The 17232-nt window shown below is 52.2% G+C and carries 17 protein-coding genes; 9 read left to right on the forward strand and 8 right to left on the reverse strand.

Translation table 11 applies throughout. The features are described 5' to 3' along the window. Positions 1-77: 77 nt before the first annotated feature. Complete coding sequence (gene fhuB / locus L1X57_RS01490) at positions 78-2078, reverse strand: Fe(3+)-hydroxamate ABC transporter permease FhuB (protein ID WP_009722308.1); 2001 nt, start codon at positions 2076-2078, stop codon at positions 78-80. A 174-nt stretch (positions 2079-2252) separates the two neighbouring features. Here fhuB and L1X57_RS01495 point away from each other — a divergent pair, with 174 nt between their 5' ends. Next, a complete protein-coding gene (locus L1X57_RS01495; RefSeq protein ID WP_009722307.1) occupies positions 2253-3218 on the forward strand; it encodes a siderophore-interacting protein in 966 nt (321 codons plus the stop codon). Between the two features lie 154 nt (positions 3219-3372). Continuing rightward, positions 3373-4170 carry an inositol monophosphatase family protein gene (locus tag L1X57_RS01500; protein WP_009722306.1) on the forward strand — a complete coding sequence of 266 codons (798 nt, stop codon included), beginning with the start codon at positions 3373-3375 and terminating at the stop codon, positions 4168-4170. A gap of 80 nt (positions 4171-4250) precedes the next feature. On the opposite strand, the gene ykgO is transcribed toward L1X57_RS01500, so the two are convergent. Together ykgO and L1X57_RS01510 are read right to left on the reverse strand one after the other, a co-directional pair. Then, positions 4251-4391, reverse strand: a complete 141-nt coding sequence (gene ykgO / locus L1X57_RS01505) for a type B 50S ribosomal protein L36 (protein ID WP_009722305.1) — start codon at positions 4389-4391, stop codon at positions 4251-4253. A gap of 12 nt (positions 4392-4403) precedes the next feature. Continuing rightward, positions 4404-4673 (reverse strand): type B 50S ribosomal protein L31, encoded by a 270-nt coding sequence (locus L1X57_RS01510; protein WP_009722304.1) that lies wholly within the window; start codon positions 4671-4673, stop codon positions 4404-4406. 162 nt (positions 4674-4835) lie between these two features. On the opposite strand from L1X57_RS01510, the gene L1X57_RS01515 reads away from it, so the two are divergent. The 4 genes from L1X57_RS01515 (at position 4836) to L1X57_RS01530 (ending at position 10137) form a co-directional block, all read left to right on the forward strand. After that, entirely contained in the window at positions 4836-6161 is a 1326-nt protein-coding gene (locus tag L1X57_RS01515) for a glycerophosphodiester phosphodiesterase family protein (RefSeq protein ID WP_009722303.1), read from the forward strand. A gap of 287 nt (positions 6162-6448) precedes the next feature. Beyond that, the gene (locus L1X57_RS01520; protein ID WP_009722302.1) at positions 6449-7216 is read left to right on the forward strand and encodes an ABC transporter ATP-binding protein; all 768 of its coding nucleotides are present in this window, start codon (positions 6449-6451) and stop codon (positions 7214-7216) included. 120 nt (positions 7217-7336) lie between these two features. Continuing rightward, positions 7337-8203, forward strand: a complete 867-nt coding sequence (locus L1X57_RS01525; RefSeq protein WP_009722301.1) for a LysR family transcriptional regulator ArgP — start codon at positions 7337-7339, stop codon at positions 8201-8203. A gap of 140 nt (positions 8204-8343) precedes the next feature. Next, positions 8344-10137 (forward strand): sensor domain-containing diguanylate cyclase, encoded by a 1794-nt coding sequence (locus L1X57_RS01530; RefSeq protein ID WP_009722300.1) that lies wholly within the window; start codon positions 8344-8346, stop codon positions 10135-10137. A 22-nt stretch (positions 10138-10159) separates the two neighbouring features. Here L1X57_RS01530 and L1X57_RS01535 read toward each other — a convergent pair whose 3' ends face one another. The 3 genes from L1X57_RS01535 to L1X57_RS01545 form a co-directional block, all read right to left on the reverse strand. Next, positions 10160-10717, reverse strand: a complete 558-nt coding sequence (locus tag L1X57_RS01535; RefSeq protein WP_009722299.1) for a cytochrome b — start codon at positions 10715-10717, stop codon at positions 10160-10162. A gap of 81 nt (positions 10718-10798) precedes the next feature. Then, entirely contained in the window at positions 10799-10993 is a 195-nt protein-coding gene (locus L1X57_RS01540; protein ID WP_009722298.1) for a tautomerase family protein, read from the reverse strand. A 37-nt stretch (positions 10994-11030) separates the two neighbouring features. Continuing rightward, complete coding sequence (locus L1X57_RS01545; RefSeq protein ID WP_095602591.1) at positions 11031-11903, reverse strand: LysR substrate-binding domain-containing protein; 873 nt, start codon at positions 11901-11903, stop codon at positions 11031-11033. Positions 11904-12004: 101 nt separating this feature from the next. Here L1X57_RS01545 and L1X57_RS01550 point away from each other — a divergent pair, with 101 nt between their 5' ends. Continuing rightward, complete coding sequence (locus L1X57_RS01550) at positions 12005-12883, forward strand: DMT family transporter (RefSeq protein WP_009722296.1); 879 nt, start codon at positions 12005-12007, stop codon at positions 12881-12883. A 4-nt stretch (positions 12884-12887) separates the two neighbouring features. Here the strand turns inward: L1X57_RS01550 and L1X57_RS01555 are convergent, their stop codons facing one another. Then, on the reverse strand, positions 12888-13661 hold the full coding sequence (locus L1X57_RS01555; RefSeq protein WP_009722295.1) for an RsiV family protein: 774 nt from the start codon (positions 13659-13661) through the stop codon (positions 12888-12890). 115 nt (positions 13662-13776) lie between these two features. Beyond that, a complete protein-coding gene (locus L1X57_RS01560; RefSeq protein ID WP_009722294.1) occupies positions 13777-15216 on the reverse strand; it encodes a hypothetical protein in 1440 nt (479 codons plus the stop codon). A gap of 317 nt (positions 15217-15533) precedes the next feature. Here L1X57_RS01560 and L1X57_RS01565 point away from each other — a divergent pair, with 317 nt between their 5' ends. Both L1X57_RS01565 and L1X57_RS01570 read left to right on the forward strand, forming a co-directional pair. Continuing rightward, positions 15534-15914 (forward strand): septal ring lytic transglycosylase RlpA family protein, encoded by a 381-nt coding sequence (locus tag L1X57_RS01565; RefSeq protein ID WP_009722293.1) that lies wholly within the window; start codon positions 15534-15536, stop codon positions 15912-15914. 210 nt (positions 15915-16124) lie between these two features. Continuing rightward, the gene (locus L1X57_RS01570; protein ID WP_039868729.1) at positions 16125-17129 is read left to right on the forward strand and encodes an NADP-dependent oxidoreductase; all 1005 of its coding nucleotides are present in this window, start codon (positions 16125-16127) and stop codon (positions 17127-17129) included. Positions 17130-17232: the final 103 nt, after the last annotated feature.

A 17232-nucleotide genomic window follows, 5' to 3' on the forward strand; every position in this document is an offset into this window, starting at 1 on the left:
TTAAAGAATCGTGGCACTAAGGTAACGGGCAATCTGAATAACTAAAAATCATCCTGCTAATAGGGCATTAGTTTTACTTATAGTCGCCGCAGCCCCCACATAAAGTAGGCACCGCCAACCAAGGAAGCGACCAAGCCTGCCGGTATCTCATAAGGGAAAATAATCTGACGGCCCACCCAGTCGGCCAACACCATCAATAACATGCCGGTTAACGCGGCCCCCAGCAGATGCTGCCCTGCCCGAGAGAAGCCCAGCAGGCGTGCCATATGCGGCGCCAGCAGGCCAATAAACGAAAGCGGCCCCACCACCAGGGTGGCGCAGGCAGTTAGCAGTGCTACCAACAGCAGTAACGCTAAACGAGCACGGTTGAGCGTTAACCCAAGGGCCTTGGCCGTCGGTGCGCCCAAGGGCAAGATATCTAGCCAGCGGGTAAAGGGCAGCGTAACCAGCGCCAGTACAGCGGCAATACCCCCCACAACTATCGCATTGGTGACATCTACGTAATAGGTGGAGCCCGCCAGCCAGGCAATCACCTGCTGGCCTCGCGGGTCGCCGCCTGCCAGCATCACGCTGCGCACTGCATCAAACAGTGCACTGACCGCCACCCCGGTAAGCAGCAAACGTTCGGGGAGATAACCGCTCTTGCGGTTGATAACGACCAACACTAACAGCGTTGCAAAAGCCCCCAGGGTACCTACGCCAATCAACATCATGTTGGTGGGCGCGGGCAGTAAGAAAATCCCCAAAATTAGCGCAATGGCGCAGCCTCCGCTGATACCCAACACTTCAGGGCTGGCCATGGGGTTAGCGGAAAGTCGCTGAAGAATAGTGCCTGCAATCGCCAGCATTAATCCACTGGCCGCAGCCGCCATTACCCGAGGAAAACGCCACTGCATAACACCCCAGTGATGGGGCGCTAGCCAATACCAACCGTCCACCCCCTGGCCGACTAACAACCCAAGCACTGTCGCGGCCAGCAACGCGATCAGTAAACCGGTAGCCAAGCGTGACGGTGCAGGATGGCGATTGGCGAAAACGCCCGCACCTTTCGGTGGCCGATCGCCCTGCAGCTTCAAACGCGGAATCAGCCACATTAAAAGCGGTGCACCCAGCGCACCGGTAATCGCCCCAGTAGGAATAAAGGCCGCTGCCATGCCAGAGAACTGCTGAAGCAATAGGTCAGTGGTGGCCAACAGCACGGCTCCCAGCAACGTCGACCAAAGCAGCCGCGGCCCTAAGCGCCGCGCACCCGCCATACGCACAATATTGGGTGCCGCTAAGCCAATAAAGCCGATGATACCCACCACGCTAACGATGCTACCGGTAATAAAAACCGCCAGCCCCATCCCCGCAAAGCGTAAATAGGTTAGCGAGACCCCCAGGCTCTTAGCACTGGCATCGTCCAACTCCAGCACCGCTAGGGGGCGCAGCAGAAACCATGCTGCCACGCAACTAATTGCCAACCGAGGCCAGAGAATCGCAACGCCATCCCAACCGTTCTGCGCCAGCGAACCAGCGCCCCAGATCAGCAGCCCAGAGAGCGCCTCGTGGTTATACAGCAGTAGCGCTGTAGAAAGCGCCCCTAAATACAGATTCACCACCAGCCCCGCCAACACTACTACGATCGGCGCCAATCCACGCCGCCAGGAAAGCAGGAAAACTAACCCCACCGCCAACGCACCACCCAGTAAAGCGACCCACTCACGTCCCATCGCTAATAGCCCAGGGGTCATCAAGGTGGCGGTCATAAGCGCAAGGTTGGCACCCGATGCCACCCCTAAAGTTGTCGGCGATGCCAGCGGGTTGCGCAACACCTGCTGCATCAGCACCCCCGCTAACCCCAAGCCGCCACCAGCTAGTAGCGCGATCGAAAGGCGCGGCCACCACGCATAGTAAAGCAATAGTTCGTCAACGTTTTCGAAGGAGGGCGCCACTAATGCCTGCAGACCCAGCGTAAAACCACCCTGCCCCTTCAGGCCCACCCAGAACAGCACCACCATCGGCAGGCTAAGTAGAAAGCAAGCTTTCGCGGGCGATATTCCTCCTATTCGCTGGGCAAATCGCGCGCCACCTAACATAGCGAACAACCTCTTGTCATAGCCGGGCACATCGCCAAGCGAGGCGTGATAGGCAGCAGCGTCATTGTCTTAGCCCTGGTCTTTTCTGGAGTTGATGATTGAATTATCAACAAATATTCTAAATGATAATAATTAGCACTACAATTAACACCTTTATTAATGGAGACAGCTACGATGGCGGCCAAGCAGAGCTACCAGCTTTTCGATATCACCTTAGCTCGGCGCACCCAAGTCAGCGCCTCGTTAGTTAAATTCACGTTTAGCGGTCCTAACGTCAGCCACATGGCGACCTACGCACCAGATCAGCGCATCAAACTGTTCTTTCCAGAAGGTGATGGCACTCTCGACCCACTATTTGAGATCGCTAAACGGGAAGAAAATGATTGGTACGATGCCTACCGCGCCTTGCCCGATGCCCAGCGGCCCGCCGCGCGCACTTATACCATTCGCGCGCTCCGCTCAGAACAGGCCGAGGTAGATGTAGAGTTCGTTTTGCACGGCGACAATGGGCCTGCATCACGCTGGGCAATGCGCGCCCGAACAGGTGACCGCTTAGTCATGGCAGCCCCCGTCGCCAATGCGGAAGGCCCAAAACAGGGTTACGAATGGAAACCGCCTAAGGACGTGCGACGTATCCTGATTATCGCCGACGAAACGGCGCTTCCCGCCGCCGCTGGCATACTCGAAGCGCTTGACGATTTACCTCTCATAGCCAACGTCGAAGCGCTTTTTGAAGTCCCTCGTAGCGACGATGTTCAACCACTGCCCCAGGTCGCCAAGCTGCGCTGGCTAGCGCGTGATGGAGAGCCCCACAGCAAGCATGGCGAGCTGCTGCTGAGAGCATTGCGCGATATCGATTTACAAAAAGAGATTGCTGCTCTGGGGGGCAGTCCTGCGACTCATGGCAGTAAAGATAAAAACAGCGAGGATGAACTGGATCATGATGAACTGGGTCAGGATGAAAACGCCCCGCTCTGGGAACCCGCCACTCAGGACAACAGCGCCCCCTTCTACGCCTGGATCGCTGCTGAAACCAAGGTCGCCATGACGCTGCGCCGCTACCTGATTAACGAGTGCGGTTTACCCAAACAGTACGTCACCAGCATGGGCTACTGGCGACTGGGTAAGGCCAATGGCTAAATCTTCGCCTGCTCCGCCCTAGCGAAGCTCTGCACGCGACGGGTTCAACTGACCATCGCTGTCATCGCCATGTCATGGATGGTTAGTTACCTTTATCAAACACTTCAGTAACAGCCGTACACGCTCAGCGCGACGTCCAGTCAGGAGAAACTACATGCTTGAGAATGAAAACAGCTTGCTGGAAACAGTTAAGCAAGCTGCCTATGAGGCTGGCGCGCTGTTGCGCGAGGGGTATTCGCAAAAGGGACGGATTGCATTTGAGCAAAAGGGGGCATCTGACTTTGTTAGCTACTACGATACTGCAGCCGAGAATATCATTATCGACTGCATCAGCAGCGCTTTTCCCGATATTGCGTTCCTCGGCGAAGAAAGCGGTCTGGCCCCCACCGATAGCGACTACACCGTGATCATAGACCCCCTTGATGGCACCAGCAATTTTCTACATGGAGTGCCTCACTTCTCGGTGTCGATCGCAGTCACCAAGGGTGATGTGCTGATCATCGGCGTTGTCTATCAACCACTGCTTGATGAGATGCTATGGGCAGGCCAAGGCGCAGGCGCTTTTCTCAATGATCGCCCGTTAACAACACCAGCCCCTCGCCCACTGACTGAGATGCTGGTGAGCACCTGCCTGCCCTACCATGACAAAGGCGACTGCGCGATAGCCCTAAATCAACTCGCCACTCTAATGCCTCAGGTGGCAGGCATCCGCAGTCCTGGCTCAGCGGCGCTAGAAATTGCCTACCTCAGTCTAGGCCGTTTCGATGCCTTTTGGTCTCAGGGCGCTAAGCTCGACTTTTGGGATATCGCCGCTGGCATTGTGATTTCCCGAGAAGCTGGTTACACCGTCACAGACCTCACTGGCGAGCCAAATCCTGCTCAATGGAATAGCCTAATTGCAGCGCACCCTGAGCGGCATAGCCAACTGCTAGCGTATTTAACCTCTTACTGATAAATGGCCAATGACACCACTGAACTCCAGCGTTTTCCTATTCGTTGGTGCAAACTAGCCGCTGCTATAAACAGCCCCGCTTATTTTTTGTGCTTGCCTCCCTGGCGCGCTTTGAAACGAGGATTCGTCTTACAAATAACATAGAGCCGCCCGCGACGCTTGACCACTTGGCAATCAGGATGGCGGGTTTTGGTGGACTTAAGTGAGCTAAGTACTTGCACGCTATATCTCCGCTATTTGGCGTCAGGGGGCTGGCGCAAAACCCTGCCGAAGCGCTGTTGGAAACGTGCCACCCGGCCTTCTGCGGAAACTCTGCGCTGCTCGCCGGTATAGAAAGGGTGGGAAGCACTAGAAACATCTAGGTCAATCAATGGATAGGTCTTGCCATCTTCCCAGACAATTATCTGCTGTGAGGTGCAGGTAGAACGGATCCGGAAAGTGGTGCCACAGCTGGTATCGCGGAACACAACGTAGTCATAGGCAGGATGAATCCCCTTTCGCATGTTCGACTCCTTCAATTTAATTGATATGAGATAACATACCAATTAAATATGATTCTCATTAGCATGTAAAGATTGTCTTAGAAGATCACGATTGTCATCGAAGAACGCGTAAGTCCTGCCTACACTCAAAACACCCACTTTGCGGCACAGAGAATTTCGTTGATGACCTATTCTGATTTTCTAACCACCACACTTGTCGTCGGTGGCCTGCTGGCCGCTAACACCGTTCATGCCCAAGAAGCGACAGACTCGGAGGATGCCCTGATTAGCGCAGCACAGCAGGTAACGCTAGGGCCGCGCCCGTTGTTCTTGGTAAATGATATGAGCACAGATAACGATCACGAGCGTGCTCTGAAAGCTTCTTTATTGAACTGCGCTGCTGAGCAAACCCAGTGGCAACGGTCTCCATTGACGATTGGGCATCGTGGCGCGCCGTTACAGTTTCCTGAACATACCCTTGAATCGTATATTGCTGGCGCTCAAGGTGGTGCAGGCATTCTGGAGTGCGATGTCACCTTCACCGCCGATGAGGAGCTCGTCTGCCGCCATTCCCAGTGCGACTTACACTACACCACCAACATCGTCGAGACAGACTTAGCTGCAAAATGCAGCGTGCCTCCCGTTGTTGATGAAGCCAATGACCAGCTAATGAATGCGGCAGATATTCGCTGCTGTACAAGCGACATTACCTTGGCTGAATTTCGCAGCCTGCAAGGCACCATGGAGGGAGTAAACACCGATGCCACCACCCTCGAAGAGTATCTTTCAGGCACGCCTGAGTGGCGCACAGAGCTTTATGCTACCCGCGGCACATTGATGAGCCATGCCGACAGTATTGCTCTCTTTCAGAAGCTTGGAGTGCAGATGACCCCAGAACTGAAAGCGCCTGAGGTAGAGATGCCGTTTACGCCAGAGTTCACGCAGCAGGCATACGCACAAAAAATGATAGATGAGTACAAAGCGGCAGGCATTCGCCCTAACAATGTGCTCCCGCAGTCGTTCAATCTGGATGATGTACTTTATTGGATTGAGCATGAGCCAGAATTTGCTAAGCAGGCAGTTTACTTGGATGGCCGCTACAGCGATGAAGGCTTTGATCACACTAACCCTGATACGTGGCAGCCAAGCATGCAGTCGCTGGTGGAAAGCGGTGTCCAAATTATTGCTCCACCTACCTGGATGCTGGTCGAAGAGAACCCAGCGTTTGGCAATGACGGGCAGGAAAGGCGCCTACAACCTTCACTTTATGCCCAGCGCGCCCGGGAAGCAGGCCTAGCCATAATTACCTGGACACTTGAGCGCTCGGGGCCGCTGGGGGAAGGCAGACAGTGGTACCACAGCACCACTGAAGATGTCATTAAGCGTGATGGCGACAAACTGATCACCCTGGACGCCCTCGTCAATGAAGTGGGAGTCATCGGCGTATTCAGCGATTGGCCCGCCACAGTTGCTTTCTATGACAACTGTTCCCAGCGGGGGGCTCCATGAGCGGTACAGCCAGCTGCTAGCTTGTTGGACTACCTGCCGACAAACGACCAACGCCACTACTTATCTCATCGGCTAGGCTCTCAAACAGAGTCTAGCTGATAGTGGCCTCCCACTCACCTATGCCTCCTTACGCTGCATACTCCCACACTACTTACTTACCCCCGCTGCTCAAACCCCCCCACTGTTTAATAAGGCTGTCGGTGTAAATCTTTTCATTTTTTTATTAAAAATGAGAACCATTAGCACTAGAATAGGGCCATTCTTAACCTTATCGCCAGGAGTGATTCATGTTCGAGGTCAAAGGTGCCACCTTTGAAATCAATGGCAAACCGATTCTAACGCCCATTGAGCATACCTTTCATGAGGGCAAGGTTTACGGCCTGATTGGCCATAACGGTTCGGGAAAATCAACACTGATTAAGCTGTTGGCCCAGCAGCAGCCCACCAGCCAGGGAGAGATTCACTTTGACCAGCGCCCTCTCAGCGATTGGGGTAATCGAGAGTTCGCACGCCAGGTAGCTTACTTACCACAGCATTTGCCTAGTGCTGAAAGCCTGACTGGGCGCGAGCTGGTCAGCTTTGGTCGCTATCCATGGCACGGGCTACTGGGTCGCCATACACAGAAAGATAAAGATGCCGTAGAACGCGCCATAGCGTTAACCCATACAGAGGCATTTGCCGACCGACTAGTCGATACGCTCTCTGGCGGCGAACGCCAGCGGGTGTGGCTGGCGATGCTACTCGCCCAGGGAAGTCGTTTTCTACTCCTTGATGAGCCGCTAGCAGCGCTGGACATCGCCCACCAAATTGAGGTGCTAGCGCTGGTTCGCAAGCTATGTGATGATCTAAACCTTGGCGTTATAATTGTGCTACACGATATCAATATGGCCTCGCGTTACTGCGATGAATTGATGGCACTGCACAGCGGCCGTCTGCTAGCCCACGGCACGCCTGGCGATATGATGTGCGACAGCACCTTAGAAGCGATTTACGGCCTCCCCATGCAGGTGATGAAGCATCCCAATGGAGAGCACAACATTGCCGTGGCCCAATAAGTTTTAGCCACACCAGCAAGTCGAGTTAAACTTTTTAGAGCAGCCTTCACTTGGGACTTGGCTTTGCTTAACGCAAGGGCTTTGATTATCGTTTACTGCCTAGCTGATTGAGATACCGTCATGTTTGACTACAAGCTTCTCCATGCACTGGCCACTGTTGTGGAGTGCGGCGGTTTTGAACGAGCAGGTGATGTATTAGGACTTTCTCAATCGGCCATCTCCCAACGCATCAAAGCACTTGAAGTGCGCTTAGGCCAGCCGGTGTTAATGCGCCACCCCAAGCTTTCGCCTACGCCTGCGGGTCAGCGGTTACTCACTCACTACCAGCAAGTACAGCTGCTGGAACGCGACCTACATCAGACGCTACCGACCCTAGACAACGCAACGACCCGGCTACGAATCGCGATTAATGCTGATAGCGTAGTGACGTGGTGGGCAGCCGCAGTGGCAGATATCTGTCAGACAGAGGGCGTATTGCTCGACTTAGTCATTGAGGATCAAGACGTTGGGCTTAAACGTCTGCGAGATGGTGATGTAGCAGCTTGTCTTTGCTCTACGCCAACGCCCATCGCGGGCGCTCGATGTATCAAAGTAGGCGAGATGCGTTATCTCCCGCTAGCATCACCTACCTACGTGCAACGCCACTTTCCTGGGGGCCTTTCTCCAGAAGCCTTTCAACAAGCTCCGGTGATTGTGTTCGGTCCTCATGACCAGCTTCAGCACCAGTTTCTTGCCCAGTGTGGTTATCATGGCCATTTCCCCTACCACCTTTGCCCTTCCTCAGAGGGCTTTGTGCGACTCGCCACCGCAGGCATCGGCTACGGAATGATTCCACAATTGCAGGCACTAGATCAGTTGCAAAGCGGCCAACTTATCAGCATCGCCCCTGGTCATTCGCTTACAGTGCCACTTTATTGGCATTTTTGGCGTCACAGCGGACAACTAGTCCAACACCTAACTGAAAGACTGAACTGCCTCATGCTTTAGCCTCATTGTCGGCCATTCGCTTTGAAAGACGTCTACACTCAGCTTAGGAGGAAATCGCGTCCAAGGCAGGCAAGGGAACCTAGGCACCAAGACCTAGAAGCAACAAAGCCCAACGCAAAAAAATCAAAATAGCGATATCTATGGATGCTTACTGTTGGTTAAAGCGCCTTCCGGCAGGTTTGTTAGTGCTTATTATTAGCTGGCACACTCAGGCTATCGCAGCCACTACCATCGTCGTTTCTTCTGAGCAGACACGTTACGATTTAAATGAAGTAAGCGGTTACTGGCATACGTCAAAATCGCTAAACCTGCGTGATATTTTAGCGTTATCCCCCTCATTTCAACCGGTCCATCACGCCTCTGATTTGCATTTCGGTTATACACAAAGCGATGTATGGCTAAAAACACGAATTCATAATGAATCCCCTTTACCCACGACCTGGATGGTTAAGTTTGAATATCCGTTTTTAGACCATGTCACGCTGCATACACTGAGGCAGTACTCTAGTGACGTTCAGCACAGCGGAAGCGCCGTGCCAATTGATGAGCGATCAATCGCCCACCGACAGGCTGTTTTTCCATTAATGCTGGCCGGCGGAGAAACAGTGACGCTTTATACTCAGGTGAATGCCAAAGGTAGCAAGTTTCTGAGCTACAGCTTAATGACACCAGAGGCTTTTTATACTCAAAATGATCGTCATAATTTCTGGCTGGCGACCTATTTCGGCATGCTTTTGGCATTAAGTATTTACAACCTGTTGCTATTTTTTGGTCTTAAGGAGCGAGTATTTCTCTACTACGCCCTATTTGCCTTCGGGTTTACGCTGGCAATCCTGACGTTCAATGGCATTGGCACGCTGATGTTTTGGAGCTTCCTAGGCGATAACACCGCACGCCTGGTAGCGATTGGCTTTACGTTTGCTTCTACCATGGGAACTCTGTTCGCCCAAAGCTTTCTCAATACAGCCATCTACTGCCCACGTTGGCACCAAACCATCACGCTGTTTCGTGGCTACTGCTATTTAGCGCTGATGGCAGTAATATTTTTGCCAATTCAGCCCGCACTGCGTTTAATGGATATAACAGGATTCGCTGCATCGCTGTTAATGCTTGTGTGCGGTATTTATTGCAGTTGGCGCCGCGTGCCTAGCGCCCGTATTTTCGTGCTCGCTTGGTCAATATTTCTACTGGGTGCCGCCGTATTTGCACTACGAAATCTCAGTATTCTGCCCGCCAATTTCATTACGCTTCACGGTATACAGATCGGCTCAGCCATTGAGATGTTACTGCTGTCTTTTGCACTGGCCGCACGTTTTAATAAATTAAAATGGCAGAAGGAGCGCGCTCAAGCAGAAACGGTAGCAATGCTAAAAAAGCAGGAAGCCATTCTTGAAGCAAAAGTGGCCGCTCGTACCCAGGCACTAGAAAAGCTAGCCAATCACGATATGCTCACCGGCTTGCTTAACCGCAACGGGCTGGCACGCTGTGCAGAAGCGGCCCTTAAACGTTGTAAACAAACGCATACGCCTTTGGTTCTGGTCATGTGCGACCTTGACTGCTTCAAACCTATTAACGACCAGTATGGCCATGAAGTAGGCGACTTCGTGCTCCAGCAAGTTGCCAAACGTCTCGTTCATGTCGCACGTGAGAGTGATCATTGCGCGCGCTTTGGCGGCGACGAGTTTATTCTCTTACTGGAGGGGGTATCTGATCCATCCGCACTAGAGGAGATGCGCAACCGTATCGAACAGGCCGTTTGCTCACCTATCAAGCTTCCTTGTGGCTCACTCGTTAGTGTAGGCGTCAGCATAGGTATGAGTAGTAGCCATGAAAATAACAATACGTTAGCCAGCTTGCTGCGTGAGGCAGATAGCCAGATGTACGCGGTCAAGTCACGCCAAACCACTCGCTACTATGGCTGTGGTTCAGCGTAATGGTGATGGGCATTAAGCTATATTAATCAAATAAGCTCATACGTTTCATAACGTTATCGCGCTTGATACGCCAATGAAATAGAGCACCCGCAATATGCAACGTAATAAGCACGACCAGTGCCCACCCTAAACGCTCATGCCAAACAAACAGCGTTTGCGAAAGCGCTTCGTTTTTGCCCAGCAACCCTGGCAAATGCCATTGAAAAAACTCAACAGGAAAGCCGCCGGTAGCGGTGGCTGCCCAACCAATCAGTGGCATAATCACTAACCCTGCATAAAGCAAGTGATGCACGCTAGTGCTTACAATCCGCTCGAAGGCATTGAGCGGCGGTTCGTGGTCGGGCACAACAAAAGCTAGCCGCGTAATAATCCTCAAGGTCATTAGCAACAGTATCGTCACGCCTAGGGTTTTATGGCTGGTATAGAGCACGTTGGTAAGCGCATTCCCCAGCAAAGCAACGGTGCGTTCATAGCCCAGGAATCCAAGCGTCAAGCCACTTGCCAATGACAGCAACACGGCGACTGCCACTAACCAATGCAACACTCGGTGCGGATAAATATAGTGATCTAACTCGTGCATTCAGAACTCCTGGGCCATTCGCGTCATGGTAGTTAGCTTAGTTCAGTCAGGTTGCGTTAGAAAAACTAATTATCGAGCTCCTCATTGAGCAGAATCACGATCAACCCCCATTTGGCCGCCTTTGGACCAATTCTCCTGCGTTACTTCTTGAAAAAACACCTGCACGCTTACCGGATCGGTACCATACACATCGCAGAAAGCGTCAGTAATACGCTTTGCTAATTCTCGCTTTTGCGCAATATCACGAGGGAATTGCTGGATAGTGACTATAGGCATCTGAGATTCCTGTCAAAGAACACGTTGAAGCAACACCTTATAATGCTTCACTAGGTGCCGCTAGCTGTTCTCGAATCAATTCTCCTAAACGCCGCGCAGGCTCGGAAGGACGATGCGGGGCACGGTGAAGCGCTAGCTCAATCATTGGCAAGGCAGGAAGGCCACTGCTGTCATCCAGCGGGCGCAGTGATGGGGTCAACATACTGCGTGTTACTACCACAACGGCTAATCCCGCCGTTACAATAGGCGCAAGTCCCGCCATTGACTGGCTGGTATACGCAACGCGCCAATCACGCCCAGCCCCTTGTAACGCCTGCTCAGCAACTTCACGAAAAACATCAGCACCTGGCGAATAGAGCGCCAGCGGAATAGGGTCACTTAGCGAAGGCTGTTGATTAACTCCCACTGCCCATATCAACGGCTCACGACGAATCACATCGCCGCCTGGAGAGTTACGCTGGCGAGTTACTAGCGCCAAATCCAACTCCGCTGCTTTAACCTGTTCGACCAAGTGAGCACTGGTGCCACATTTCACCGTTAGTCCCACCGCGGGATAAAGCTGGTGAAAGTAGGCAAATACTGACGGCAATAGCGACGCATAGTCTTCAGGAATACCCAACGTCAAATCGCCCGTTATCTGGCGCGCTTGCATATCGCTCCAAGCATCGTCATTGAGTGCCAATAAGCGGCGTGCGTGAGCCAGTAAACGATCGCCTTCCGGGGTAAAACGTAGCCGCCGTCCCGCTCGCTCATGCAGGCTCACATCAAGCTGCGTCTCTAAGCGTTGCAACTGCATGCTCACTGTTGACTGGGTATACGCCAGCCGCTTTGCCGCGGCAGTGACACTCCCCGTATCGGCAATAGCAACCAGCGTCCGTAGTAGCGTTAAGTCGAACGTCGGTGCGCGCATACATCACCATTATTGATAATAATGATCATAAAAGATCGATATTGTGATGAGTCTTTAATGAGTATGCTGCGCGTCATAGGCTTAACGCAAGGAGAGACGCCATGTATCCCGTTCATTCCCCCGTTGTAATATCACCCAGGTACAGTGTGTGTGCAGCGCTAGTGGCGGTGATGCTATGGAGCGTTGCGCCGCTATTAGCAGAATTGGCGCGAGAGACCTCTCCATTACAGCTCACCGCGCTTACGTTGCTGGCAGGCGCACTTGCAACGCTGCCACTTAGCCGTCGAGTCAACGTGGCTGCTTGCCGACCTCGCTGGCAAGTTAGCGTATGGCTCGGCCTACCACTGTTGATTGTCGGAGCAGTTAGCAGTTATTACATTGGTATGCGCTTAGCACCCGCCGCAGAAGCCGCGTTGATCACTTACACCTGGCCGGTGCTGTTTGTGCTGCTAAGCCAATGGAGCCGGTTTGGTCGTCTGCATATCGCAAGCGTAACAGGCGCACTTATCGCTTTTTCTGGCGCCGCTATTTTATTACTGCCTCAAGCCTTAAATGGTGGCTTTGGTGGGGCCGCTTCAGGGTATGGGCTAGCGCTACTGGCTGCTTGTTGCTGGGCGCTCTACTCCTGGCTAGGGCAAGTAGCTCCCATACCGCTGACCCCATTGCTCCCGCGGTTATTGATGATCGCTTGTGCGGTTGCAACCTGCGCCAGCCTGATAGTGGAAGGAACCTTCACTATGCCGCAAGGTGAGGCTTTGTTTGCAGGCATCGCGCTGGGCCTTGGGCCTTACGGCATTGCTATGGTGGCCTGGGATAAAGCATTACGTTTTGGTCAAGCCAGTCTTGTAGGCAGCTTGGCCTATGGCGTACCGATTCTAGCGGCACTACTACTGGTACTAGCAGGCGTCAGCGTATTCGACTGGCGGCTCCCAACAGCCGCCTTATTAGTCGTCGTAGGCTGTTTAAAAGCGAGCCGCTGAATCATTATTTGCCTAAATAGCGGGGTTTTGCGATGCCTTCCAACGCATCAAGGGGTAGCGTCAAGATAGGCTGGCCAACGGCATAAGGGGCAATGTCGTAGACGTTGTACTTCACCTCCCAGGCAGTGGCTAGCGGCGCTATGTTACGGTTTTCGCTAAGCGGCCAACTGACCGCAAACTGCTCATCGTGGCCCAACTCCGTTATCCAGCGTTGATGCGCCTGATCGAGCAGTGCCTGAAAAGCTTCTTGTTGGCCTTCTAACAACATGTCTTCTGGATCAACCACACGCTGCAGGCGCTCATCTATCACCATAAACTCAGTCATTGGTAGACCGTGCGCTTGCCCTGCATGATAAACGTAACTTTCTAGTTCAAGTATCAATAAGTCGTTGTGCTGCCCATAAACCTTTGCTTCTAACAGCGCTTCACTGGTCATTGTTCCAGGCGCGGTGCGGTTATCTTCTTCAGCTAACTCAAAAAAGTTTTGTGCATAGGCATCCCAGCCATCCGCTGGCAATGCGCCTTCTTCAGTGATGCCCATTGCAAGCGTTAGCAGGCGCTTTTGTAGCTGATCCGTTAGCTCTGGCGATTGCGGAAACATAAGCGCAGACACGGTGACAGTAGAGCACTGCGCTTCTTGGCACCCAGGTGCGAAGTACTCTTTTTCAACCGCGATTGAAGCCAGCTTAAGCGGCTCTGCAGGCGCATCGTCTGACGACTGACAACCGCCCAGTAATAGTAAACTGATCACCGTTAAACCGATTGAATAGCGCAGCATAAAACCTCCTTGTGAATAACGTCACTACCTTGACCACGTGAATGGTAATACATAAACAGCAACGCCCCTGCTGCAATCAGCAAGGGCGTTGTTAAAAATGCAACGTGCGCTTAAATTACGCGTCTGGCTGCATTTCTGTTGGCTCGGCGCTGACTTGCAGCTCAAACATACCGCTGCCGCTAACAGCGAAGCCACGTGCAATAACAGTGTAGGTACCCGGCAGAAGCGCCTGCTCTAAGCGCGAATCAGTGCCGTTACCGCCGTCATCATCGCTGTAAGAATCGCCTTCACCATAAAGCTCTAAGTACGTATCAAAGTCGGATGAACGCATGTTAAGCGTGACTAAAGAGCTCTCTTCTAAAATGAGTTCATAAGTCAACGGCTCACCGCTATACCAGCCATTGAGCGTTTCATTGGGCGTTAACTGACCTTCATTACGTAGCTCTACACCCTCCGGCAATTCGCGTGGTTCTACCGAAAGCGTAAACAAACCGCTATCAGAGCCATACGCCGTGCGCGCCGTTAGCTGATAACTACCAGGTGCCAAGAAATCAGCAATACTGGCATCTAAATTACCGGCACTATCGTCATCTTCGCGGAAATAGCCATTAGGCCCTTCCAATACTAGGTAAGAATCGATATCGCTTGAACGCATATCAATTTGATACATACCGGCTTCTTCAATTTCTAGCTGATAATCCAGCTCCTGACCGCTAAACCAACCACTAAGCGTATCGCTGGGCATAACGCTACCATCGTTGCGTAGCTCGCCATCACCCGGCAATTCACGCGGCTCGGCACTCAACGTAAACAGGCCACTCCCCTCGCCGAAGGCAGAACGTGCGGTGATGGTATAATCACCGGGAGCAAGAAAGTCTGAAATACGTGCGTCTAAGTTCCCAGCACCATCATCATCTTCACGGTAGTAGTTGTTAGGGCCAGATAACTCTAAATACGCATCAAATTCATCAGCACGCATCTCGATTTGATACATACCTGCTTCTTCAACGGTTAACGTCACTTCCCGAGACGAACCATCTAACCAGCTATCCATCGGTGTACCAACGGCAAGCGTGTCAGAGTCGCTTAGCTCAATAGCGCGGCTATTAAGGTTGAATGGACCATAGCTACGCGCATCCGCCCCACTGACAATCACCACGTAATCTCCATTTTCCTCGACATGGTGGCGAACTGTTTCTGCGCTCTCCAGCAGTTGCAGCTGATCGTCATAAAGGGCAAGCACACCTTTTAAGGCTCCGCTAAGAGAAATTTCTACTAAAGAGCCCTCTTCAAGGCTGATGGCATAGCGCAAATAGCGGCTACCATCATTACCGTTTAGCTCGCCTGACGAGGTGAGCTCACCTCGGGCGCGCTCACCTAGCGTGATGCTATCGAGCCCTACTAATGCTTGGGAAACCTGTTCCTGTTCCGCACTGGTAGATTCTTCTGCGACTGCCGTTGCTGTGAGGCTAGGAGCTGCCTGAGCGGCTAAAAAACCAACAACAGCCCCGCCTGCGGCAACTAAAATCAGCGTTAAAGAAGAGGACTTGGCCATAGGTGCATCCTTGTTCATTGGCAAAAATATAAAACTAAGCGTGTGCTAATTATATGATGCTTACCTGATTAAAGTGAGCGTTTATCTAAAATTTACAGTAGACACAAAACACAGCCTAGTTATATCAACCACACTTCGTTAACTTGCTGAATTGTAACGGCACTGAAGAAAGTTGCAAAAAGTCATAATTTAGAAGCCAATTGCGCCGATCTTCTTAAAGCTTGCCGTATCAAAAAGGGCACGTTACTATCAACTGATCTGTTCGGTAACACACCGACGCGTACAGAATTCGCACTATGTAAAACTGAGGCACTCCAATGGGAGCATCTAAACGTTTCATCCGAACGAGTTGTGCAGCGGCATTACTCATTTTCTTTACCGCTAGTCATGCATTTGCAATTGATATCGAAATTCGTGAAGGGGTTGCATCCTTTTACAGTGATCGTTTTCAGGGTTCTCCCACCGCCAGTGGCGAACCATTTGACCAACAGGCACTGACTGCAGCTCACCCAACGCTTCCGTTTGGCACCAAGGTGCTAGTTACTCGCCCTGATACAGGCCAGGAAGTTGAAGTATTGATTAATGATCGCGGCCCCTTTGTTAAGGGCAGAATTATTGATCTATCAAAACGGGCAGCTCGCCAACTCGGCATGATTCGACGCGGCGTTGCCCCAGTCATGATCACCCTGGTCGATTAACGGATAACACACTCGCAAGCGCGTGATACCCCTTAAGCAAACAGCGTTGAAGAAAAATCAGCTTGATTGAAAGCGGCTCACCAAGGCCGCTTTTTTTATTGCGCTGAAAATTAATTTTTCGGCGAACTTGAAAGCACGCTAACGGTCTCTATGCTGCAAGAAGATTTGTCCAAATTACACATGCAGGAGGCACCCATGCAGGAGGCAATCATGCAATCTCGCTTTTTTACATTAACTAATTATCCCACGGGCTTACCTAAGCGCGAGTTATTTGCGCTGGAAAGCCAGGAACTTCCCGAACTTGGCGAAGGTGAAGTGAGAATTCGCAATCGCTGGCTGTCAGTTGACCCTTACATGCGTGGTCGAATGACCGGAATGCACACCTATGTTGCCCCTTTTGAGCTGGGCAAGCCGATGGAAGGTGGCGCGATTGGCGACGTCATTGCATCTAACCACCCAACGATTAAGCAAGGCGATAAGGTCAGCCACATGGGCGGTTGGCGTGACATAGCTCAGGTGCCGGGCGACAGTGTCACCCCCCTCCCCGACAGCGACGTGCCTGAACAAGCCTACCTAGGCGTATTAGGTATGCCGGGCATGACTGCATGGACAGGCTTGAACCTTATTGCCGAGTGCAAACCTAGCGACAATGTACTGGTAAGCGCTGCCAGTGGTGCCGTTGGTTCGCTTGCTGTACAGCTGGCGAAAGCAAAAGGTTGCCACGTGGTTGGCATTGCTGGAGCTGCCCATAAGCTTGCGTGGCTTGAATCATTGGGCGTTGAGCCGGTCAGCTACCAAGACCGCAGTGCACAGGAATTAAGCGACGCTATTAAGCTTGCTAGTCCTGATGGCATTGATGTGTACTTTGAGAACGTTGGCGGTATTTGCTTAGAGGCAGCGTTAAGCCAGCTCAATGACGGCGCACGTATTGCCGTATGCGGCATGATTGACAGCTATAACGCCGAAGCGCCAGCACCAGGGCCGAGCAATCTTTCTCAACTGGTGGTACGTAAAGCTAAAATGCAAGGGTTTATTGTCGCCGATCACTGGACTAGCTATCGCTACTTCCTTAACGAAATTGCTCCCCAGGTAGCGAAGGGGAAAATAGTCTATAAAGAGACCGTCAAAGAAGGCCTTGAAAGCACACCTGATGCCTTTTTAGCGCTTTTTGAAGGGGGTAATACCGGCAAGATGCTGGTGAAACTCACCGACTGAGCCATGCTTACGTTAAGTTAAAACAACCCCCATTTTCCGCCTCCCAACGACAAGCCGCGCTATGGTAACTAGCGTGGCTTTTTGGTTTATGGCATTACTTAGC

Source organism: Halomonas sp. TD01 (genome assembly GCF_923868895.1).
GTDB lineage: Bacteria > Pseudomonadota > Gammaproteobacteria > Pseudomonadales > Halomonadaceae > Vreelandella.

Excerpts from the sequence above, each read along its gene's own strand:
- L1X57_RS01565 (WP_009722293.1), top strand. The coding sequence starts at position 15,534 with ATGGGAGCATCTAAACGTTTCATCCGAACGAGTTGTGCAGCGGCATTA.
- L1X57_RS01555 (WP_009722295.1), bottom strand. The coding sequence starts at position 13,661 with ATGCTGCGCTATTCAATCGGTTTAACGGTGATCAGTTTACTATTACTG.
- L1X57_RS01550 (WP_009722296.1), top strand. The coding sequence starts at position 12,005 with ATGTATCCCGTTCATTCCCCCGTTGTAATATCACCCAGGTACAGTGTG.
- L1X57_RS01530 (WP_009722300.1), top strand. The coding sequence starts at position 8,344 with ATGGATGCTTACTGTTGGTTAAAGCGCCTTCCGGCAGGTTTGTTAGTG.
- L1X57_RS01545 (WP_095602591.1), bottom strand. The coding sequence starts at position 11,903 with ATGCGCGCACCGACGTTCGACTTAACGCTACTACGGACGCTGGTTGCT.
- L1X57_RS01535 (WP_009722299.1), bottom strand. The coding sequence starts at position 10,717 with ATGCACGAGTTAGATCACTATATTTATCCGCACCGAGTGTTGCATTGG.
- L1X57_RS01540 (WP_009722298.1), bottom strand. The coding sequence starts at position 10,993 with ATGCCTATAGTCACTATCCAGCAATTCCCTCGTGATATTGCGCAAAAG.
- L1X57_RS01500 (WP_009722306.1), top strand. The coding sequence starts at position 3,373 with ATGCTTGAGAATGAAAACAGCTTGCTGGAAACAGTTAAGCAAGCTGCC.
- L1X57_RS01560 (WP_009722294.1), bottom strand. The coding sequence starts at position 15,216 with ATGGCCAAGTCCTCTTCTTTAACGCTGATTTTAGTTGCCGCAGGCGGG.
- L1X57_RS01515 (WP_009722303.1), top strand. The coding sequence starts at position 4,836 with ATGACCTATTCTGATTTTCTAACCACCACACTTGTCGTCGGTGGCCTG.
- L1X57_RS01570 (WP_039868729.1), top strand. The coding sequence starts at position 16,125 with ATGCAATCTCGCTTTTTTACATTAACTAATTATCCCACGGGCTTACCT.
- L1X57_RS01510 (WP_009722304.1), bottom strand. The coding sequence starts at position 4,673 with ATGCGAAAGGGGATTCATCCTGCCTATGACTACGTTGTGTTCCGCGAT.
- L1X57_RS01495 (WP_009722307.1), top strand. The coding sequence starts at position 2,253 with ATGGCGGCCAAGCAGAGCTACCAGCTTTTCGATATCACCTTAGCTCGG.
- fhuB (WP_009722308.1), bottom strand. The coding sequence starts at position 2,078 with ATGTTAGGTGGCGCGCGATTTGCCCAGCGAATAGGAGGAATATCGCCC.
- L1X57_RS01525 (WP_009722301.1), top strand. The coding sequence starts at position 7,337 with ATGTTTGACTACAAGCTTCTCCATGCACTGGCCACTGTTGTGGAGTGC.
- L1X57_RS01520 (WP_009722302.1), top strand. The coding sequence starts at position 6,449 with ATGTTCGAGGTCAAAGGTGCCACCTTTGAAATCAATGGCAAACCGATT.